The sequence below is a fragment of the Plantibacter sp. RU18 genome, from assembly GCF_050613355.1.
Taxonomy (GTDB): domain Bacteria; phylum Actinomycetota; class Actinomycetes; order Actinomycetales; family Microbacteriaceae; genus Plantibacter.
Genome location: NZ_CP159618.1, coordinates 1630711 through 1651864, shown reverse-complemented (window position 1 = coordinate 1651864; position 21154 = coordinate 1630711). Strand labels below are relative to the sequence as shown.

Genomic DNA, 21154 nt, shown 5'->3' with positions numbered 1-21154 from the left:
CGCCCAAGTTTGGGCGAAGGAAGGCTCGTTCGCCCAAACATGGGCGAACGAGCGGGACCGGTCAGTCGCGGAGGCGGTACCGGAGAGCGGCGAGTTCGGTCCGGAGAGCTGCCGGGACACGCGTGCCGAAGGTGTCGAAGAACGCTTCGGTGAGGTCGCATTCGGCGAGCCACGAGTCGCGGTCGACAGCGAACAGGGCCTCCAGCGAGTCGTGAGGGACGTCGATTCCGTCGAGGTTGAGCTCGTCGAGCAGCGGCAGCCCGCCGATCGCCGACGCACGAGTGTCGGTCTGATTCTCGAGGCGACGCACGATCCATTCGATGACGCGCGAGTTCTCGCCGAAGCCCGGCCACAGGAACGAACCGTCGGCGTCCTTCCGGAACCAGTTCACCTGGAAGATCTTCGGCGCCTTCCCATGTTCCAGCGTGCTGCCGACCTTCAGCCAATGGCCCCAGTAGTCGGCCATGTTGTAGCCGCAGAACGGGAGCATCGCGAAGGGGTCGCGCCGGAGTTCCCCGACGGTGCCCTCTGCAGCTGCAGTCTGTTCGGAGGAGATGGTCGCACCCATGAACACCCCGTGTTCCCAGCTGCTCGCCTCGACGACGAGCGGCACGTTGGTGGCACGACGTCCACCGAACAGGATCGCGTCGAGCGGCACGCCGTCGGCTCCGTCCCAGTCGGAGGCGATCGACGGGCACTGGGCCGCCGAGACGGTGAAGCGCGAATTCGGGTGCGCCGCCGGGCGACCGGAGTCCGGGGTCCAGGCCTGGCCCTGCCAGTCGGTGAGGTGCGCGGGCGCCTCGTCCGTCAGCCCTTCCCACCAGACGTCGCCGTCTTCACGGAGGGCGACGTTCGTGAAGATCGTGTTCCCCCACAGGGTCTCGACCGCGGTCGCATTGGTGCCGGCTCCCGTTCCCGGGGCGACGCCGAAGAAGCCGGCCTCAGGGTTGATCGCGTACAGACGCCCATCCTCGCCGCGACGGATCCAGGCGATGTCGTCGCCGAGTGTCTCCACCCGCCAACCGGGGATCGTCGGGCGCAGCATCGCGAGGTTCGTCTTGCCGCACGCCGACGGGAACGCCGCAGCGATGTGGAACGCCTTCCCCTCCGGCGAGATGATCCGGACCAGGAGCATGTGCTCGGCGAGCCAGCCCTCATCGCGTCCAATGACCGACGCGATGCGGAGCGCGAAGCACTTCTTCGCAAGGAGGGCGTTCCCACCGTAGCCGGAGCCGAACGACCAGACCTCGCGCGTCTCGGGGAACTGCACGATGTACTTGGTGTCGTTGCAGGGCCAGACGACGTCCGTCTCGTCTGCAGCGAGCGGCGCGCCGACCGAGTGGACCGTGCGGACCCACGGCTCACCAGTCGCGATGAGGTCGAGGACCCGATCGCCCATGCGGGTCATGATGCCCATGCTCAGGACGGCGTAGGCGGAGTCGGTGATCTGGACGCCGAGCTGCGAGAGCGGGCCGCCGACGGCGCCCATCGAGAACGGTACGACGTACATCGTGCGGCCGCGCATACTCCCGGCGAAGACCCCCTGGAGCTCCTCGCGCATCGCGACCGGTTCGCGCCAGTTGTTCGTGGGGCCCGCATCGATCTCTTGTTCGGAGCAGATGAACGTGCGGTCTTCGACTCGAGCGACGTCACGCGGGTCGCTGCGAGCCAGGAAACTGTTCGGGCGCCACTCGGGGTTGAGTTTGATGAGCTTCCCCTCGGCGACAAGTTCCCTCGTGAGCTGGTGGGATTCACTCGCGGACCCGTCGACCCAGTGGATCGCCGCGGGCTGCAGCAGGTCGGCCAGTTCGTCGACCCAGGCATGCAGCTCAGCGAGCCCGCTCGGTGCCGGAGTGGTCACCGCACGCAGCGCTTGGCGAGAGGTCGGGACCTGCGTGGGACTCGTGATCAGCTCTGCGATGGACATGCGTTCCTCCGGCGTTGGTGGATTGTCAAGAAGTGGTGCCGATTTCAGAATGCGCCCCCGACAGCGCTTCTTCGAGGTGCGAGTGCTAGTAAGAATCGTGTTTCTTTCGATATGGTGAAGGAATGACGCCGACGCCATCTGCCAACGCCACTGCCGAGCTGTTGACGCTCGGGCACCGCATCCGTCACTTCCGGACGCAGCGGGGGCTCACGCTCGACGATCTGGGTGAGCGTGTCGGCATCGCCGCGAGCCAGCTCTCGCTCATCGAGAACGGCAAACGTGAACCGAAGCTGTCGGTGTTGCAGGAGCTCACCGCGGCCCTGGGCGTCGAACTGGCGGAACTCCTCACGAAGGAGGCGCCGAACCCGCGCGCCGCGCTCGAGATCGAGCTGGACCGCCTGCAGCGCAGTGCCCTGTACAGCGAGCTCACACTGCCGCTCATCAAACCGTCGAAGGGCATCCCCGACGAAGCCCTGCGGGCCCTCGTCGGTCTGCACCGCGAACTCCAACGACACGCGACCGAAGCCATCGCGACGCCGGAGGAGGCGCGCCGCGCGAACACGGAGCTGCGCGAGTGGATGCGCGAACGCGACAACCATCTCCCGGAGATCGAGGAACTCGCCGAGTCGCGGGTCTTGCGCGCCGGACACACGACGGGGGCCCTGACCCACCGCACGGTGAGCATCATGGCCGAGCAGCTCGGTTTCGACCTCATCTACGTCAACGACCTGCCGCACTCCGCGCGTAGCGTCACCGACCTCGAGAACGGACGGATCTACCTCCCGCCGGCGTCGATCCCCGGCGGTCACGGCCTGCGCTCGATGGCGCTGCAGGCGATGGCGCACCGTCTGCTCGGCCACCAGCGCCCCACGAGCTACGCCGAGTTCCTCAGGCAGCGGCTCGAGATCAACTATTTCGCCGCCGCCGCGCTGATGCCGCAGACCGCCGCCGTCGCCTTCCTGCACCAGGCGAAACGCGACCGCAACCTCGCGGTGGAGGACTTCCGGGACGCCTTCGGGGTGACGCACGAGGCGGCGGCCCTCCGCCTCACCAACCTCGCGACCGCGCAACTCGACATGCGGTTGCACTTCCTGCGGGTCTCCGAGGACGGAGCGATCTCGAAGGCCTACGAGAACGACGAGCTGCCACTCCCTGTCGACGTCACGGGGGCGGTCGAGGGGCAGATCGTGTGCCGCAAGTGGAGTGCTCGGAGCGCCTTCGCACGGACCAACCGCACCACGGAGCTCTACCAGTACACCGACACACCGGCCGGCACGTTCTGGTGCGCGACGCAGACCGGCACGACCGAGGCGGGCGAGTTCTCGATCTCGGTGGGCGTGCCGTGGGGCGAGGCGAAGTGGTTCCGGGGTCGGGAGACGACCGCCAGGGCCGTCTCGACGTGTCCGGATCCGCAGTGCTGCAGGCGCCCGCCATCGACCCTCGCCGACAAGTGGCGCGAGCAGGCGTGGCCGAGCGCCCGACTGCACACCCACATCCTCTCCCCGTTGCCGAGCGGGACGTTCCCCGGGGTCGACGACTCCGAGGTCTACGACTTCCTGGAGCGTCACGCGGCCGGCTGATCCGACGCTGTGGTGACGTCGGCCGCAGTGTCCGCTGACGAGGCCTCCGCCGAGGCCGCACTCGCGAATGCCCAGGCCGGCAGGTGTCCCTGGACGACCATGGCCTGGATGGTCGGGGCGAGGCTGTGCCCCGGGGCGATCTCCGCGAGTTGGTCGAGGAACGCCGCAGCGCGGGTGCTCTGGCCAAGCGCCCAGCTGAACCAGGCGAGCATGCAGAGCGGCGACGGCCGATAGCGCACCGGCGCCAACGCGGCGATGCCGAACAGCAGGGCGATCGCGTCGTGCACGCGCGGTACGTCCGGTTGCGGGCCGTCACCAGTGAGCAGGAGGGCAACCCGACGGAACACCTCGATGTCGTCGAGCTCCGCGGCCGTGGTGTCGCGGTGCTCGTGCTCGGCGAAGAACAGCTCCTCGCCGAGTTCCACGCCGAACGCCCACTGCATGAGCGCGACGTCACTGGCCCACGCCCGCTCCAGCGCGACGAGCAGGAGCGCGACGTCCTCGGAGGAGAGCCCGGCGACGCCTTCGTCGAGCGCATGTTCGAAGAGCACCGGAAGTGCCGCGAGGCGTTCCATGGTGTCCATCACCTCGACGCTCAGTGCCTCGAGGTCGGCATCGTCGTCGACGTCGACGCCGACGCCGACGATCGATGCCAGCTGCTCCTCGAAGCCCCGCACCGCCTGCTCGACCGCCGCGATCGACGTCGGATCCGCCGGAGGGATCTGAGCGGTGACGAGCTCGTCCGGGACAGGCGCCACCCGCGCGACCGGCGACGCTTCGACGAGGGCGAGGGAACGCCCGCCGATCGGCACCTGCGGGTCGAGGTACGAGCCCCATCCATCGCGAGCCGAGCAGAGGGCGTCTTTCACGATGAGGCCCCTCTCTCGTGCCAGGGCGACGAACGCATCGACGATGGCCGCTCCGGGTGGTGCGGCGCGTCCGTCAGCTCGGGTCCGGCGACCGAACGGCCTGTCGACGAAGAGCACCGGCACGACACCGTCGACCCCTGGAGCCCGCGAGGCGAACGCGAGCGCCCGTTCTGCGACCGTCTTCGCTGCGCGCTTCGACAGCGCCGCCTCCGCCGGCAGCCGCACGCGGAGCGCGCCACGACTCCGTTTGCCCGCGAACAGGATGACGACGAGGCTCGATTCCGGGGCGAACCCGAGAAGGTGTGGGACGAGGGCGAGGAGGTCTTCGGCTGCGTGAGCCTGCACGATCGTGGTCATGCAGCAAGCCTGGGCCGGTGGCGAGTCTGCTGTCCGACGGCTGTCGTCGGTGTGCGAGATCGAGCCATCAGCCGCCCCCTGTGCAGGACGCTCGGACCGAGGTAGAGTGTGCTCGTCAGACCCCGCACCTCTGGGGGTCGTTGCTCGAAAAAAGGGCGATAGCGCGGCCAGCACCGGCGAGACATACACGGAACCCCATCCGTCCAGCTCTCGAAGGTCATCATCATGCCCGAATCCCTGTCGTCGACCGACCCCGCATCCGTCGGCCCCGCATCCATCAGCCCCGCATCCATCGACACCGCGGCCCTCGCCCCAGGGTCCACGATCTCCGCTTCGACGGTCTCCGCCCGGGTGGCCCACGCCCTCAGCCGTCACATCTCCGACGTGTTCGGTGTGATGGGCAACGGCAACGCATTCCTCCTCGATGCACTCGGCACGACCGACACCCGGTTCACGGCGATGCGCCACGAGGCCGGCGGCGTCGCAGCGGCCGACGCCTACTTCCGAGCCGGCGGTCGAATCGCCGCTGCCACCGCCACCTACGGCGCCGGGTTCACGAACACGCTCACCCCGCTGGCCGAGGCCGTCATGGCCCAGATCCCCCTCGTCCTCGTGGTCGGCGACGCGCCGACCGGGGGCGCACGTCCGTGGGACGTCGACCAGTTCCAGATCGCCGCCGGCCTCGGCGCCCCGACCTTCACCGTCGGCATCGACGACGCGACCGCGACCACCATCCGCGCGATCGAGCACGCGGTGCACCGCCGCACGGCGGTCGTGCTGGCGATCCCCTACGACCTCGCTGCTGCCGAGGCCGAGGAGCCGCTTCGTGCCGACGGCACGCCCCACCACCCGGCGCTCGTCCGCCCATCACGTGTCGAACCCGTCGCCCGTCGGCTCGACGCAGCGGCGTCCGCACTCCGCACCGCCCGTCGGCCGCTGATCCTCGCGGGCCGCGGCGCCTGGCTCGCCGGCGCCGGAGCGGCACTCGACGAGCTCGCCGAGCATCTCGACGCCTACACCGCGACCACGGCGCTCGGCCTCGGACTCTTCGGCGCGAGCGACCGCGATCTGGGCGTGTCAGGCGGATTCGCGACAGAACAGGCGGCGACCCGCATCCGCGACGCCGATGTCGTGCTCGTCGTCGGTGCCGGTCTCAACCAGTTCACGACACGCTTCGGCGATGCGTTCGCATCGGGCGCCCACGTGATCCAGCTCGACGTCGCCGATGCACCGACCAACCCCCGCGTCGACGAACTCGTCCGCGGCGACGCCGCCCTCTCCGCCGCAGGCATCCTCGATCGACTCCACGACACGACCGGTTCCGGCTGGTTCTCGAGCACCGACCCGGTCCGACCGGCACCGCACCTCGACCGCCATCCGGGCGAGCGCACGGCGTCGGACGGTCGTCTCGACCCGCGCAGCCTCGCCCACCGCCTGAACGAACTCCTGCCGACCGATCGCACGATCGTGCAGGACGGCGGACACTTCATCGGTTGGGCCGCGACCTACTTCGACGTCCCGTCCCCCGACAGGCTGATCATGGTGGGCACCGCCTACCAGTCGATCGGCCTCGGTTTCCCGAGCGCCGTCGGTGCCGCAGCGGCCGGCCACACGGGCACGACCGTCCTGTGCACGGGCGATGGTGGCGGCCTCATGGCGCTGCCCGATCTCGACACTGTGATCCGGACGGTGCCCAGCGGAGTCGTGATCGTCTTCAACGACGCCGCGTACGGCGCGGAGATCCACCAGTACGGCTCTCGGGGTCTCGCCCACGCGCCGATGCTCATCGACGAGGTCGACTTCGCCGGCATCGCCCGGGCCCTCGGCGGCCACGGACTGACGATCGACACCCTCGCCGATCTCGAGGGCCTGGCCGACTGGGTGCGCGACGGCGCCGACGGCGTCCTCCTCCTCGACTGCCGGGTCTCGACGACGATCGTCGCGCCGTATCTGGCGGAGATGGTCGCACACGCGGCCCAGCCGGTCAGCACCCCGTGAGCACCCGGTAGGCTTCCGGACCACGACGCGAGCGACGTCGCTCCACCTGCCCGCGGGTATCGTTGAGCCGTGCTGTCGAACCCACCCGCCGCCGCGCCCACCTACGTGATGTCGAACGACGGGCTCCGGCTCGCGACCTACCTGCACGAGCCGGCCGCAGGCACCGAGGAACGCGGGTCGATCGTCGCCGTCCATGGCTTCGCGTCGAGCGCCGGCCTGAATTGGGACCTCGCCGGTTGGACCCGCACACTGACCCGCGCGGGCTACCGGCTGCTGACCCTCGACCAGCGCGGTCACGGCGCATCGGACAAACCGACCGACCCCGCCGCCTACCGGACTGACGGACTCGTCGACGACGTGCTCACGGTCCTCGACGGCTACGGACTCGACGAGCCGCACTACCTCGGCTACTCGCTCGGTTCACGCGTCGGCTGGCGCCTGGGGGTGCTGCACCCGGGTCGCGTGCGGAGCCTCAGCCTCGGAGGGCTCCCCGAGGGCGACTCGCTCCGCGACTTCGACCTCGCGGCCGCGCAGGCGCGGATCGCGACCGGTGAACCCATCACCGACATCCTGACCCAGACGTACGTCTCGATGGCCGAGGGGGTCCCGGGGAACGAGGTCGCAGCGCTGATCGCGCTCGTCGAGGGCCTCCGCGGGGGTCCGCAGCCGAATACCGCGCAGGTGCCGGCGCTCCCGATGCTGCTCGTGACCGGTGACGACGATGCCGTCGCCGCCGGCAGCCGCCGCCTCGCCGAGGCCGCCGGTGCCCGATACGTGGGGCTACCCGGTCGGGAGCACTTCAACGCGGTGTCGTCGCGGGCGTTCAAGGATGCCGTCCTGGCGTTCCTCGACGAGCAGGGGTAGGGCGCACCTCGACAGGCTCGGCGAGCGAAGGGGCGCTCGGTGAGCGGAGCGGACGCGTCAGGCGACGTGCTTGTGCTTCTGGGCTCGCTCGGGCTCGGTGCGCCCTGTCGCGAGCTTCGACGGCCACCAGATGGCAGCGCCGATGTCGTGGCTGAGCGCCGGAACCAGGAGCGTCCGCACGATGATCGTGTCGAGCAGCACACCGAACGCCACGATGAAGGCGATCTGCGCGAGGAACAGGATCGGGATGACTCCGAGCGCCGCGAAGGTCGCCGCGAGGACGAGACCCGCCGAGGTGATGACGCCCCCGGTGATCGCGAGCCCACGCAGCACTCCGGCTCTCGTCCCGACCCGCATGGACTCCTCGCGCACCCTCGTCATGAGGAAGATGTTGTAGTCGATGCCGAGCGCCACCAGGAACACGAAGCCGTAGAGGGGCACGCTGGGGTCTGCGCCGGGGAACGCGAACACGTGGTTGAACACGAGCGCTGAGACGCCGAGTGCAGCACCGAAGGACACCACGACACTCAGGATGAGCAGCACCGGCGCGAGGACCGCGCGCAACAGCAGCATGAGGATCAGCAGGATGACCGCGAGCACGACCGGGATGATGAGGTTGCGGTCGTGGATCGAGGCGTCGTTCGAGTCGATCGCGGTCGCGGTGACGCCGCCGACCGGCGTGTGGTCGCTGACGTCGGCGTCGAGGTCGGACCGCAGCTGCCGCACGGTCTCCTCGGCGGCGGCGGAGTCGGGAGCATCGTCGAGCGTCGCCTGGAGGAGGATGCGTCCGTCGTCGACCGTCGGCTCGACAGCGGTCGCCGGGGTGCCGGGCGGACCCGCTGCGGGAGCGGTGAACACCACTTCGCCGTCTGTCACGGTCGCGTCGGCAGTGCCCGTCGCCGAGTCGCCCGACAGCACCTGCACGTTGTCGAGCCCGTCGGTCTGCTGGAGGATGCCGATCACCTGCGCGGCGTCGGTCTCCTGCGTGAGGATGGAGACCGGGCTCGCGGATCCGGCCGGGAAGTGCTCACCGAGCACCGCCTGCCCGTCCCGCGCCTCGGAGGTGCCGAGGATGAGGTCACTCTGCGCGACGCCGTCGGCCTTCAGCTGGAAGACACCGAGGCTTGCGACGAGGAGCAGGAGCGTGCTGCCGATCCAGACGATGCGAGCGTGGCGGGAGATGAGGCCGGAGATGCGCCCCCACAGGCCGGTCGTCGGCACGGCGGCGTCGTCACTCCTCGAGACGTGGACGGCGTGCTCGCTCCCGAACTTCGGGCGGAGCGGCCAGAACGAGGTGCGACCGCACGCGAGGAGGAGCGCCGGCAGGAAGGTGAGAGCGGCGAGCACCGAGAACACGATCCCGATCGAGGCGACCGGCCCGAGCGCCTTGTTGGAGTTCAGATCGCTCAGCAGCAGGCAGAGGAGGCCCGCGATGACCGTGCCGCCGGAGGCGACGATGGGTTCGAACGACCCTCGGAGAGCGGCCCAGGTCGCGTCCCAACGTTTCTCGTGGTCGCGCAACGCCTCCCGGTACCGCGAGACGTAGAGGAGCGAGTAGTCGGTCGCCGCTCCGATGACGAGGATGAACAGGATGCCCTGCACCTGGCCGTTGAGCAGCACGACGCCGGCCTTCGCGAGCCACCAGACGGTGAGCAACGCGGTGCACAGGGCGAAGAGGGAGGTACCGAGCACGAGGAACGGCAGCACCGGCGAGCGGTAGACGACGATGAGGATGAGGAAGACGGCGCCGAGCGCGGTCAGGAGCAGGATGCCGTCGATGCCGGCGAAGGCGTCGGTGAGGTCGGCGGTGAAGCCTGCCGGTCCGGTGACGAAGACGTCCATGCCGGACGGCACCGCTTCAGCGAGCTGCGCGCGGAGCGCCTCGACGACATCACCCACCTCGGCATCGCCGCTGATCGGCACGAAGACCTCGATCGCGTCGCCGTCCTCGGACGGGATCGCCGGAGAGAGACCGTCGGCGATGCCGTCGAGGGAGGCCAGCTTCGAGAGCTCGTCGTCGATGGCGGTCTGATCGGCATCCGAGAGGCCACCGTCCCGCACGAACAGCACCAGCGCGGGGATGTCATCGCCCTCGCGGAAGCCGTCGAGCGCCGCCTGCACCTCGGTGGCGTCGGCGCTCGCAGGCAGGAAGCTCGTCTGGTCGTTCGTCGCGACCTCGCTCACCTTGCCGAAGTAGGGTCCGCCGATCGACGCGGCGGTGAGCCAGAGGAGGATGAGCATGGCAGGCAGCAGGATGCGGAGCCAGCGGGGCGCACCGCCGCGTCCGGGCGAGGGCGCCTCCATCGTCGTCTGTGTCCCGCCGTGTCGTCCGTGCGTCATGCGCGCGTCCCATCCTCGCCCTGCTCCGAATAATACGCAGCCAGCTTACTATCTCGAATGGGCGCCTTGGGACACGGTGTTCACTCGGCGATGAGAAGCCCTCCCGCGTGAGCGATCTCGGCGAGCGCGGCAGCCCCGGCGGCCTGGTCGACGGGCGCGACGAGGGAGGTCAGTATCCGCACGTGCTGCCCGTGCTCGATCGCGTCGAGCGCGCTGACCCGCACGCAGTGGTCGGTTGCCAGACCCACGAGGTCGACCTCGGTGATACCGGCGTCACTCAGGACATCCGTGAGATGTCTCCCTTCCGGCGTGACGCCATCGAAGATCGAGTAGCCGTGCGCGCCCTGCCCCTTGAGGATGTGGGTGTCGACGCGTTTGGTGTCGAGCGCATGATGGTACTCGGCACCGACGCTGCCGGCGACACAGTGCACCGGCCAGTTCGTCTCGAAGTCGGGCTCGCCGTCGGCGAAGTGACCGCCGTTGCCACCCTCCGCGTCATGCCAGTCGCGGGACGCGAACACGTGCGCGTACTCCTCACCGTGCTCGGTCAGCAGGCGGGTGATCCCCGCAGCCACCGCCTCGCCACCGGCGACGCCGAGCGCCCCTCCCTCGATGAAGTCGTTCTGGACGTCGATGATGAACAGTGCGCGTGCCACGATGCCTCCCAGCCTGGCCGTCCCGGTTCGGTCCGGCGTGCTTCGAGGGTAGCCCGAGACGGCGAGGCGGCCGGGTGCTTGCGCTTCGCCCGGCATGCTGCGTGGGTTCAGAGGCGGCGGTCGCGCTCTCTCCGGCGGTCGAAGAACTGCAGGGCGACGTTCACGCCCATGAGGACCGTGCCGAGCACCATCGCGACGAGGCCGGCTCTCCGGAACGGCACCGGCAGCTCCAGCAGGAGGGCGAACACGACACCGAGGACGATGAGCGCGACGCCCGTGGAGAACAGCACCAGGTACTTCATACCCCCAACGGTACCGGCACGAGCGGCGACCGGGACGCACCGCCCGGGCACGCGATCGCCCGTCGGACCCGCACGAGCACCCGCTCCCCAACGATCGGCCGGAACCCGGCGGTCCGACTACGGAGGGCGAGCCCGCCCCAGTCGACGACGACGTCGTTGCCCTCGCGTCCGAACAGGGAGGAGACGACAACCGCGTCGCCGTCCCCTGCCCGTCCGGACGGTGCGAGCACGACGTCCTCCGGGAGGATCGCGAGGTGGACCTCGGCCCCGTCCCTCGAACCTTCGGTCCCGCCGCGTTCGATGACGGCCGCGTCGATCCGGACGGCGTGCCCACTCCCGACGAACCCGCCCGCGCCGGTCGTGCCGGGGACGAGCGCGCCCGCGATGATCGTGGCGTCCGACACGAACCGGGCGACGAACGCCGACGCCGGCCTCGACACCAGTTCCGGAGGCGTGGCGACCTGCTGGATGCGCCCGCCGTCGAGGACGACGACCCGATCTGCCAGGGCGAGTGCCTCGTCGCGGTCGTGCGTGACGTGGATGACGGTGAGACCGAACCGTCTCGTCAGGGATTGGAGTTCGAGTCGCAGTCGGTCCCGCAGCGGTTCGTCGAGCGCCGAGAGTGCCTCGTCCAACAGCAGGACACCGGGCTCGGCGACGATCGCCCGGGCGAGGGCGACCCGCTGCCGTTGCCCTCCAGACAGCGTGGCCGGGTCACGCTTCGCCGCACCGGCGAGCCCGACGAGCTCGAGCACCGAGGCGACCCGCTCCGCGCGCTCCCGACGTGGCACCTTCGCGAGCTTGAGCGGGTACTCGACGTTCCGACCGACGGACCAGTGCGGCCAGACCGCGTGCTGCTGGAACACCATGCCGAGGGACCGATGCTCCGGAGCGACGAAGGCGCCGTCCCCGGCGACCACCCGCTCGCCGAGGAGGACCCGCCCGCTCGTCGGCGCGAGGAAGCCCGCGACCGTTCGCAGCAGCGTCGTCTTGCCGGAGCCCGATGGTCCGAGGAGCGCGACGAACTCGCCGTCCTCGACGTGGAGGTCGATCCCCGCGAGGCCTTGGGTGCCAGAGGGGTAACGCAGATCGACCGAGGACAGGGTGACGGAGGCCATGGAATGCTCCTGGATTCGTGCGGGGGTGACTGGGCGATCGGGCGGCTCGGCGATGGCGCCGAGCGAGGGACTGGGAACGGTCAGCGGGAGGATCTGGCGGCCAGCCCGAGCCCCGCGAGGCCCGCGATGGTGACGAGGAGGGCGAGCGCCGATGCCGCGTTGTACGCTCCGGCCTGCTGCAGGTTGAAGATCGCCACTCCAAGCGTCTGCGAGCCCGGCGAGAGCAGGAGCACCGAGAGCGTCAGCTCGCGCACGGCGGACAGCACGACGAGGACGCCGCCGGCGAGCGCGGCAGGGAGCGCCATCCTGGCCGAGATGTCGACCAGCGCCCTGAGCCGTCCAGCTCCGGAGACGCGGGCCGCCTCCTCCGCCGAGAGCGGCGTCGCCCGGAGCGGCGCTCCGACCGATTGCACGACCAGGGCGACGAACGAGGTGACGTAGGCGGCGAGGATCAGCCACGGCGTGTTGAACAGCCCGATGCGCGGTGCGATGACGAGCCAGGCGACGGCGATCACGAGGCCGGGGATCGCCTGCGGAAGGAGCGCGATCGCGGAGAGCGCGCCGTTGTCGCGAGCACGGGTGCGGGTGGCGAGCGCTCCGATGGCGAGGCCGAGGACCACGCAGATCGCTCCGGCGAGACCCGCCAGCATCACCGAGTTGCCGATCGCGGAGAGTGTGCCGGATGCGGTCACTGCCCGAACGATGTTGTCGAGGGTCAGGTTCTCGAAGGTCAGCGGAACACCGGGGGCCGGCAGCAGCGCCTGGGTGAGCAGGGCGATGAGCGGCAACAGGGTGAGTGCGAGGACGAAGCCCCAGGTCACGATCGCGACTGGAGGACGGGCTCGCCCGAGCGGCAACCGTTGCGGGGGCGAGGACGAGGCGTCGAGTTCGGTCCGCCGCCGTGAGACGGCCATCTCCGCGACGAGCGCGAGGAGGGCGATCGCCAGTAGGACGACCCCGATGGTCGCCACGACCTCCAGCGGTGAATCGATCGTGCCCGACTGCAGATACCGATAGACGAGGGTCGAGAGCGTCACGAACCGCTCGGGCGTGCCGATGATCGACGGGATGCCGAAGTCGGCGAGGTTCGAGACGGCGATGAGTGTGAACGCCGAGATGAGGGCGGGGCGCACGAGCGGCAGTGTGACGGTGCCGAGCGCGCGGACGGCGGAGGCCCCCGAGATGCGCGCGGCCTGCTCGAGGTCGGCGGGGATCCGTTTGATCGCCGCCGTCACGATCAGCAGTGCGATCGGGTAGCTGTGCACGGTGAGGAGGAACACGACGCCGTCGCCGCCGTAGACCGACCACAGGGGCTCGCCCGTGATCCCGCGCCACCACACGTTGAGCGGGCTCGTCGGCCCTGCGACGCCGATCCAGGCGATCGCGCCGACGAACGGCGGCACGAGGAGCGGGCTCAGCGCGACGAGGCGCAGCACCCGGCGTCCGGGGAGGTCCGTGCGCTCGAACAGGAGCGCGAGCGCGGTGCCGACGACGACGGCCCCGAGCGACGACAGCGTGGCGGAGACGAAACTGTTCACGCCTGCCTCGACCACGTCGCCCTGCAGGAGGAACGGCAGGTGCTTCCCGCCGGCGGCGAGCACCACGACACTCGCCAGGGGGACGATGATGACAGCCGCACAGGCGAGCCACACGAGCACCCGTACGGCGGTGAGGCCGTCCGGACGTGTGAGGCCATGCCGCGACGGTCGCTGCTGCCCCACTGTCGGTTCCCCGACCCCGCCGGCAGGAGCCACTGCAGTCGCCTCCGTGGCCGGCGCGCTCGGCGTGCGGGCCGTCGTCATCGTCGTCACGGTTACTGGAAGAGGCGGTTGAAGGTGGCGACCGCGTCGCCCTGCGTGGCGCGGATCGTCTCGAGGTCGGGCGACAGGATGGTGATGTCGTCCATCGACGGTGCGCCCTTCGGTGTGCCGACGTCGCTGCGCACCGGAAGGTAGGACTGCTCGACCGCGAGCGTCTGGCCCGCTTCGCTCACGAGGAAGTCGACGAACGCCTCGGATGCCGCCTGCTCGTCGGTCGATGCGAAGATGCCGACCGGCTGCGACACGTACGGGACGCCCTCCTCCGGATAGGCGACCGCGATCGGCGAACCGGCCGCTGCGAGCTCGCGGACGAGGTAGTCGACGACGATGCCGACCGGCTGCGTCCCCGCTGCGACGGCCTGCGAGACCGGGCCGTTGCTGTCGGCGATGACGGGGTTGTTGGCGGCGAGCGCCGTCAGCCACTGTTCGCCGAGCTGGTCGTCGTCGAGCCACACCGCGGCGTTGTAGGCGGCTGCGCCGGAGACGTCGGGGTTCGGCATGACGATCTTGTCTGCATATTCCGCGTCGGTCAGTTCCTTCCATGAGGTCGGCGGAGTGTCGACGAGGCCCGTGTTGTACGCGATGACCGTCGGGATGATGCGGGTACCGGTGTAGAAGCCCTCCGGGTCGACGACGTCCGGGTTGACGGCATCGACGTCGGCCGGGGTGTAGGCGAGCAGGAGGTCGTCGGCGGCGTAACCCTCGAACGTGCCCGAGTCGGCCGCGAGCAGGACGTCGGCCTGGACCGCTCCCGCCGTGCGCTCGGCCTCGATGCGTGCCGTGAGGTCTCCGGTTCCGGCTCGGAACACCTCGACGGTGACGTTCGGCTGCACGGAGTTGAACGCGCTCACGAGGGCATCCGCCTTCTCCTGCGGCTCGGAGGTGTAGAGCGTGATGGTGGCTGCGTCGAGCACGTCGGCGGCGGGCGCTGCGGTGTCATCGGTGGAGGCTGCGGTGGCGCTGCAGCCGGCGAGCAGGACGGTGGACAACGCGAGTGCTGAGATGGCGCTGGTCCGGGCGAGACGGGACATGACTTCCTCTGGATCGGTGGAGCGGGTGATGGGTGGGTGGTCGGTTCGGGACAGGGGCGCTCAGGACGCCATCGGCGTGTGAACCGCGTGGCGCACCGGTGCGGTGAACAGCGGCACGGCGTCGCGCAGACTGAAGGAGGACGTGCTGACGGACTGCTCGGTGAGGTGCACGAGCGAGAACATCGAGGCGTCGTGGCCACTGACGAGGTCGGGGCCGGCGTTCATCACCTGGTGGTAGGCGAGGGACGGACCGACCGAGACGGCGATGCCGCGCAGCGTCGCCGACAGTGCGTGGTGGAAGTGCCCGGCGAGGACGATGCGCACGTCGCCGCCGGTGAGGGCGTCGAGGAGCGCCGCTGGATCACGGAGACCCGCCTGCGCGAGCGTCGGGAGCGGCGAACCGAGCGGTGCATGGTGCAGAGCGACGACCGTCCCGAGCCCGAACGGCCGGCGCAGGGTGTCTCGGACGAGCTGGAGCTGCACCGCGTCGAGAGCACCGGTGGACGAGTCGAGGAGGATGACGCGCAGCCCGCCCACGTGGACGACCCTGGCGTGACCGGCACCGTGGCCGGTCAGTACCCGTGCGGCGACAGGGTCGTCGTGATTGCCGAGCACCGTCAGGACCGGTGCGCTGAGCGCCTCTTCGAGCCGTCGCAGTGCCCGTTCGATCGCGGGGTAGGCTCCGGGGTTGCCCCGCTGGGCGAGGTCACCGGTGACGACCACCAGTTCGGGCGTGATGCCGGTCTCCCGTGCGTATGCGCCGACGCGGTCGAGGCGCTCCAGGCCGTCGACGGACCCGTAGAGGAGTTCGCCCTCGGTCGCGTGGACGTCGCTCAGGTGCAGGATGGTGAGCCGGCCGGTCTCGATGCTCATACCGGGAACGCCGAGTCGACGACGGCAGCGCTCCGCGCGCGGATGCTCAGACGGTCGAGTTGTTCGGCTGTGACGCCGTGTTCGCGCAGGTAGGCGTGCGCTCCGCCGAGCTCGTCGATGGCCTCGATCGCATCACGCATCACCGTTGCAGGGCTCTCGAGGTGCAGCCGCAGTGCCTCGGCCCGGGCCGCGTCGTCGAGGGTGAGTTCGTCGAGCGCCGCCGAGACGATCCCGGCGCGATGCAGCGCGACCGATGCGCCGGATGCCTCGTAGTCCGCGACGACCTCGTCGGCCGAGGCGCCCACCGCGAGCAGGACGAGTGCGACGACGAGGCCCGTGCGATCCTTGCCCGCCGTGCAGTGCACGAGGACCGCTCCGCCGTTCTCGTCGAGCGCGTCGGCGATCGCGCCGACCGCCTCCGCGAGTGCTCGACCGCGGGTGGTGAGCAGCGCGGTGTAGACGGCTTCGAGCGACCCGATCGCGGGCGGGCCGGCCGGGGTCCCGTACAGCGGGACGCTGCGGACGGGTACACCGGGACCGCTCGCTCCCGGTGTCCGCTCGACCGTCTCGCGCAGATCGACCACAAGGCGGACGTCGAGTTCGGTGAGCACCGCCCGGCCGCGGTCGGACAGGAGGTCGGGTGCCGCGGAGCGGACGAGCCACGGTGAGGTGGACGATCCTGCGGCACGGGCGTTGTAGGTGCCGTCGATTTCGATCGTGCGCATGTCGTGCTCCTCGCTCGGGCACGTCCTGACGGACGGCCGATGGTCTCCGGCGTTCATTCCACGCGTTCCACCAGGGGTGAAACCGCGTTACACCGACAGCGTGCGCGTGTTCCGTGAACAGCCGGTGACGCCGCCCGGACCGGGCGGTGAACGCTCGGCCACGCTTCGCACGGCACGCCGACCGACAGTGGCTCGCGCCGTCGTCGCGCGTCCGGGCGCACGTGATCGAGCGTCACCGGCGCCCCGCGGACGGGCGCTACGCGTCGTCGGCGAGGGCGTCCGCCACCACGTGGCGCATGTGCGCGACGTCACCGCCGCCGCTCCGCGCCGAGAGGGCGGAGTGCAACGCGTGCAGGACGACGAGGTGTCCGAGTCGCGACAGGAACGGGTCGACGTCGTGGGCGCGACTTGCCGGGCTGGTCACGAGCGCGATGCTCGCGAGCCGGGCGAGCGGCGACCGTGCGTAACTGGTGACGACGACCACCTGCGCGCCGAGAGCGACGGCGGCGCGGGCGGCGGTGAGCGTGTGCGCGTTCGCGCCGGAGTAGCTGACGGCGAGACACACGTCCCGCTCGGTGAGCGAGTGCACCGCGAACTGTTGCGCGAGGATGTCGACCGGAGCCTCCACCGAACGACCGAGTGTGCTGAAGCGGAGTGCAGCGTCCTGCACGGGCGGCCCGGAGAATCCGTTCCCGAGCAGCACGATCCGCCGGGCGGCGGCGAGCGCCTCGGCCGCTCGTTCGACCCGGGCGCCGTCGACGCTCTCCTGCCCGAGCCGAAGGGCGTCGATCGCCTCGGCGAAGACGCTCCCGACGAGGTCGTCCGGGGCATCGTGTTCAGGTTCACCGGCAGCCCTCGCCACCTCGAGCCGCAGGTGCTGGAACCCACGGAACCCCATGCTCTGGCACGCGCGGATCACCGTCGCCGGTGACGTGTCCGCTGCGACGGCCAGCTCGGTCGTCGACCACTCGACGACCTCGGCCGGCCGTGAGAGCACCACCTGGGAGACGCGGCGCTCACTCGGCCCGAGCAGCGGGGAGGCGGCGCGCAACCTCGCCATGACGCCGCTGTCGGCGCCTCCCGGCATGAGGACCATCCTGCTCCCTTGCTCGTCGACAGCGCCGCAGGATGCCGTGCCGCCGAAGTGGATGCAGCCTAGCCCATCGGGAGATCGCCCCGGTGAACGGGCGCTGCCGACCGATGCCGGCGGGTGACGGCGTGCAGATCGGCGGCAGCTCATGGACGACCTAGGGTGGGGGCATGCCACGCCCGCGCCCCGCTGCCCTCCAGACCGTCGCAGCTCTCGGCGCCGTCGTCCTGGCGCTCGTCGCCTCCGGCTGCTCGACATTCCCCGCCGGGCCGCGGACGACTGCGTCCTCGACGAACACGGACGGCTCCTTCCCGGGCGAGCTGGTGTTCGACTACCAGCTCGGCGGCGCCTACGAACCGGCTTCCGTCGTCGGCGGTGTCGCCCGGGACAGCACCGACTCCCCCGATCCGGACCGTTATTCCATCTGCTACGTGAACGGGTTCCAGAGCCAGCCTGCCGACCGCGACGCCTGGCTCGCCAAGCCCGAGCTCGTGCTCGTCGACCCGGCCGGGGAACCGATCATCGACGAGAACTGGCCGGACGAGCTCATCTTCGACGCCTCCACCGATGACCGCCGCGCACGCATCGCGGAGCGGATCGGCGCGAGCATCACACGCTGCGCCGACGCCGGTTTCGACGCGGTGGAGATCGACAACCTCGACTCCTACACGCGGTCCGAGGGCCGCCTCACCGTCGACGACGCGGTCGCGCTCGCCACCCGATACGCCGACATCGCGCACGATGCCGGACTCCTGATCGGCCAGAAGAACACCGGCGAGCTCGGAGCCAGGGGCCGCGACGAGGTCGGCTTCGACTTCGCCGTGGCAGAGGAGTGCCAACGGTTCGACGAGTGCGCCACCTACACCGACGTCTACGGTGACGCGGTCATCGACATCGAGTACACCGACGACCTCAGCGGCACGTTCGCCGAGGTGTGCGACGACCCGCAGGTGCCGTCCTCGACCATCCTGCGCGATCGCGACCTCGCGCCCGCCGATGATGCAGACCACGTCTTCGAGGCCTGCGCAGCCTGACACACCGCTCGCTGCCGCCGGCGCTCGCGAGCAGCGCCTGCGCCCGCACGCAGCTCCCGCCCTGGCGCGGCCGGGTAGCGTGGAGGGATGAATCTGGAGCAGTTGGAGGCGATCGTCGCCGTCGTCGACTACGGGTCGTACGCGGCAGCCGCCGACGTGCTGCGCATCTCACAACCCTCGCTGACCCGGCGGATCCAGCGCTGCGAGGCGGATCTCGGTCTCGCGCTCTTCACCCGCGTCGGTCGGCGCATGCAGGTGACCGACGCCGGACGATCGGTGCTCGGCCCTGCGCGTCGCATGCTGCGGGAGGCGAGCGGGCTGCGCGCCCTCGTCGATGCACAGCACGAGCTCACGACGGGCACCCTGCGGATCGGTGCGCTCCCCTCGCTCGTCGCGACACACGTGCCCGAGCTCGTCGCGCGATTCCACCAGGCACACCCCGACGTCAGGATCGAGGTCACGGGAGCCGCGGATTCGAGCGAGCTGCTCGAAGCACTCGATCTCGGCCGCATCGAGATCGGCGTGGCCGACCTGCGGGACGCCGGGCCCGGGGTCGAGGTCCGGCTGCTCGAGGAGCAGGCGTTCGCAGTCGTCCTGCCGGGCATCGCCGACCCCGGCGAGCGGGACCAGGATCAGCACGAACCGGTCACGGCACAGGAGCTCCGCGCGCACTCCCTCGTGACGCTCCCCCGCGGGACGTCGATGCGGGCGGTGACCGACGAGGCCTATGCGAGGCTCGGCGTACAACCGCCTCGTGTGATCGTGACGACCCAGCGCGAAGCGCTCACGCGGTTCGCGACCGCGGGCGTCGGGCTCACCGTCGTCCCGGAACGACTCGCTGGCTGGGCGGCGGCGAACGGCGCGCGGGTACGGCGCTTCCCGACGCCGGTGACGAGGAGCATCGGCCTGCTCGTGCGACGCGACGCGGTCGATGCACCGGCGATCCACGCCTTCCTGCGGCTGGCCGACGCCCCGACCTCGGAGCGGGGCGCGGGCGAGACGGTCTAGCCGCAGAGGTCTGCCGCTGCGCTGCGCGACTCGACGACGATCGGAGCATCCGCGGCCGGCGTCGCCAGAGAGGCGAAGTCGTCACCGATGATGAGGACGACGTCCTCTGCGTCCGCATCCGGTTCGCCGCTCACGACGACCGTGATGCCGAGCTCCTGCGCGAGCGAGGCGGCCGTCGCTCGCGCCGCGTCCGAGTCACGGGCGAGCAGGATGGTCGTGGGAGTGTCCGTCTCGGCGTCGGCGATCGTCGCCACCGTGTACCCGAGCGCGGTCAGCCGGTCCGCCGTCGTCGACGCGATCCCGTCGGTCTGGGACCCGTTGAGGACGCTGACCGCCTCCACCCGGACCGGTTCGACAGGTGCGGCGGGTTCCGCATCGGCTGCCCCCGCGATCGGGACAGGGGTGTCGGCCGCGAGACTGCTGAAGACGACTGCAGCATCGTCACTCGGCACGACGCGGTTGTCGTCCGACGGGGCTTCGGTCCACGGCATCGTCAAGAACGTGATGGCGGCCGTCGGCACCTGGGACACCCGGTGGGCGAGCGAGGTGAGGCTTGCGAGGTTGGCGAGATCCGTGTCGACGGTGAGCGAGGAGGTCACGGCGTCGAGGAAGCGGATGAGGCGGTCCGGACGGGTGAGCACCTCTGCGCTCAACGCGCGCTGGACGATCGCGGACATCACCATCTGCTGGTTGCCGAGCCGTGCGATGTCGCTGCCGTCGCCGACGGCATGACGCGTCCGCGCCAGCGCGAGCGCCTGCGTCCCGTCGATCACCTGTGCGCCCGCGGGGAGTGCGAGGTTCGAGTAGGGGTCCTCCATGTCCTCTGGCAGGCAGACCGCCAGGCCGTCCATGCCGTTCACGATCGCCTGGAACCCGCTGAAGTCGAGTTCGATGAAATGGTCGATCGGCACGCCGGTCATCGCTTGGACCGCTGCGACCGAGCAGGCGGCACCGTAGTTGAGCGCGCCGTTGATCATGCCGTAGTCGTCCGGCACACCACGGCCCGTGTCCGTGCACATCGACAGGTCGGTGAGGGTGTCACGTGGGATCTGCACGGCCTCGGCACGGGTGTTGCCCGCCGACACGTGGACGAGCACCATGGCGTCGCTGCGCTGGGTTCCGGTGTCCTCGCCGTAGTCACCGTCGGCCAGGTCCCGGCTGTCCGAACCGAGCAGCAGGATGTTGAGCGCAGGATCCGGTGCGCCCGGCGCGGCAGCCTCCGACGCTGTGGAGCTCGGCGCAGCGATGGCCTCCGAGGTGATGTTGCCCTGCAGTTTCAGCGCCAACACGCCGATCCCACCCAGCAGCGCGAGGACGAGGCCGCCGGCGATGCCGACGATCAGCCGACGGCGGCGCACCCGTCGACTCACGGGGGCTCCACGGTGCCCGCCGCGTCTCCGGCGGACGTGGGATGCCTGGGGACGCAACGACGCCTCGGCCTGCTCGGATTCGCTCATCGTCCCAGTGCACCAAGTGCCGGGTGAAGCGACAAGCAGCCTGCACGTCGCGACTCATGCACCGCGCGTATGCCACGTCGCGTCAGTACCCCAGCACGACATCCG

General features: G+C 70.3%; 17 protein-coding genes. 5 read left to right on the top strand and 12 right to left on the bottom strand.

The annotated features are described in order from the left end of the window. Nucleotides 1–61 precede the first annotated feature (61 nt). Complete coding sequence (locus tag ABMA10_RS08110; protein WP_347870252.1) at nucleotides 62–1927, bottom strand: phosphoenolpyruvate carboxykinase (GTP); 1866 nt, start codon at nucleotides 1925–1927, stop codon at nucleotides 62–64. Nucleotides 1928–2049: 122 nt separating this feature from the next. Between ABMA10_RS08110 and ABMA10_RS08105 the strand changes: the two genes are divergently transcribed. Next, nucleotides 2050–3507 (top strand): helix-turn-helix domain-containing protein, encoded by a 1458-nt coding sequence (locus tag ABMA10_RS08105; RefSeq protein WP_347870251.1) that lies wholly within the window; start codon nucleotides 2050–2052, stop codon nucleotides 3505–3507. Here ABMA10_RS08105 and ABMA10_RS08100 read toward each other — a convergent pair. Then, nucleotides 3492–4733, bottom strand: coding sequence for a DUF4192 family protein (locus ABMA10_RS08100; protein ID WP_431031410.1), 1242 nt, complete (start codon nucleotides 4731–4733; stop codon nucleotides 3492–3494). The two genes, ABMA10_RS08105 and ABMA10_RS08100, sit on opposite strands and share 16 nt — an antisense overlap. Before the next feature lie 225 nt (nucleotides 4734–4958). Between ABMA10_RS08100 and ABMA10_RS08095 the strand changes: the two genes are divergently transcribed. Next, nucleotides 4959–6731, top strand: coding sequence for a thiamine pyrophosphate-binding protein (locus ABMA10_RS08095; RefSeq protein WP_347870249.1), 1773 nt, complete (start codon nucleotides 4959–4961; stop codon nucleotides 6729–6731). 69 nt (nucleotides 6732–6800) lie between these two features. Next, nucleotides 6801–7595 carry an alpha/beta fold hydrolase gene (locus ABMA10_RS08090; protein WP_347870248.1) on the top strand — a complete coding sequence of 265 codons (795 nt, stop codon included), beginning with the start codon at nucleotides 6801–6803 and terminating at the stop codon, nucleotides 7593–7595. Nucleotides 7596–7652: 57 nt separating this feature from the next. On the opposite strand, the gene ABMA10_RS08085 is transcribed toward ABMA10_RS08090, so the two are convergent. The 9 genes from ABMA10_RS08085 to ABMA10_RS08045 all read right to left on the bottom strand — a co-directional run bounded on the left by ABMA10_RS08085 (nucleotide 7653) and on the right by ABMA10_RS08045 (nucleotide 17556). Beyond that, nucleotides 7653–9935, bottom strand: coding sequence for an MMPL family transporter (locus tag ABMA10_RS08085; protein WP_431031409.1), 2283 nt, complete (start codon nucleotides 9933–9935; stop codon nucleotides 7653–7655). A gap of 80 nt (nucleotides 9936–10015) precedes the next feature. Further along, the gene (locus ABMA10_RS08080) at nucleotides 10016–10591 is read right to left on the bottom strand and encodes an isochorismatase family protein (protein WP_347870247.1); all 576 of its coding nucleotides are present in this window, start codon (nucleotides 10589–10591) and stop codon (nucleotides 10016–10018) included. A gap of 107 nt (nucleotides 10592–10698) precedes the next feature. Then, nucleotides 10699–10893 (bottom strand): hypothetical protein, encoded by a 195-nt coding sequence (locus ABMA10_RS08075; RefSeq protein ID WP_347870246.1) that lies wholly within the window; start codon nucleotides 10891–10893, stop codon nucleotides 10699–10701. Then, the gene (locus ABMA10_RS08070) at nucleotides 10890–12011 is read right to left on the bottom strand and encodes an ABC transporter ATP-binding protein (RefSeq protein WP_431031408.1); all 1122 of its coding nucleotides are present in this window, start codon (nucleotides 12009–12011) and stop codon (nucleotides 10890–10892) included. Before ABMA10_RS08070 ends, ABMA10_RS08075 begins: the two co-directional genes overlap by 4 nt. Before the next feature lie 80 nt (nucleotides 12012–12091). Continuing rightward, nucleotides 12092–13813, bottom strand: a complete 1722-nt coding sequence (locus ABMA10_RS08065; protein ID WP_347870244.1) for an ABC transporter permease — start codon at nucleotides 13811–13813, stop codon at nucleotides 12092–12094. 11 nt (nucleotides 13814–13824) lie between these two features. Next, nucleotides 13825–14862: an ABC transporter substrate-binding protein gene (locus ABMA10_RS08060; RefSeq protein WP_347870243.1), complete on the bottom strand. Its 1038-nt coding sequence runs from the start codon at nucleotides 14860–14862 to the stop codon at nucleotides 13825–13827. A gap of 60 nt (nucleotides 14863–14922) precedes the next feature. Further along, the gene (locus ABMA10_RS08055) at nucleotides 14923–15735 is read right to left on the bottom strand and encodes a metallophosphoesterase (protein WP_347870242.1); all 813 of its coding nucleotides are present in this window, start codon (nucleotides 15733–15735) and stop codon (nucleotides 14923–14925) included. Then, nucleotides 15732–16460 (bottom strand): tyrosine-protein phosphatase, encoded by a 729-nt coding sequence (locus ABMA10_RS08050; protein WP_347870241.1) that lies wholly within the window; start codon nucleotides 16458–16460, stop codon nucleotides 15732–15734. Before ABMA10_RS08050 ends, ABMA10_RS08055 begins: the two co-directional genes overlap by 4 nt. A gap of 256 nt (nucleotides 16461–16716) precedes the next feature. Next, the gene (locus ABMA10_RS08045) at nucleotides 16717–17556 is read right to left on the bottom strand and encodes a MurR/RpiR family transcriptional regulator (protein ID WP_347870240.1); all 840 of its coding nucleotides are present in this window, start codon (nucleotides 17554–17556) and stop codon (nucleotides 16717–16719) included. A 164-nt stretch (nucleotides 17557–17720) separates the two neighbouring features. Here ABMA10_RS08045 and ABMA10_RS08040 point away from each other — a divergent pair, with 164 nt between their 5' ends. Further along, nucleotides 17721–18584 carry an endo alpha-1,4 polygalactosaminidase gene (locus ABMA10_RS08040; protein WP_347870239.1) on the top strand — a complete coding sequence of 288 codons (864 nt, stop codon included), beginning with the start codon at nucleotides 17721–17723 and terminating at the stop codon, nucleotides 18582–18584. An 87-nt stretch (nucleotides 18585–18671) separates the two neighbouring features. Then, on the top strand, nucleotides 18672–19592 hold the full coding sequence (locus tag ABMA10_RS08035; protein WP_347870238.1) for a LysR family transcriptional regulator: 921 nt from the start codon (nucleotides 18672–18674) through the stop codon (nucleotides 19590–19592). Here the strand turns inward: ABMA10_RS08035 and ABMA10_RS08030 are convergent. Then, entirely contained in the window at nucleotides 19589–21049 is a 1461-nt protein-coding gene (locus ABMA10_RS08030) for an LCP family protein (protein WP_347870237.1), read from the bottom strand. The two genes, ABMA10_RS08035 and ABMA10_RS08030, sit on opposite strands and share 4 nt — an antisense overlap. Nucleotides 21050–21154 lie beyond the last annotated feature (105 nt).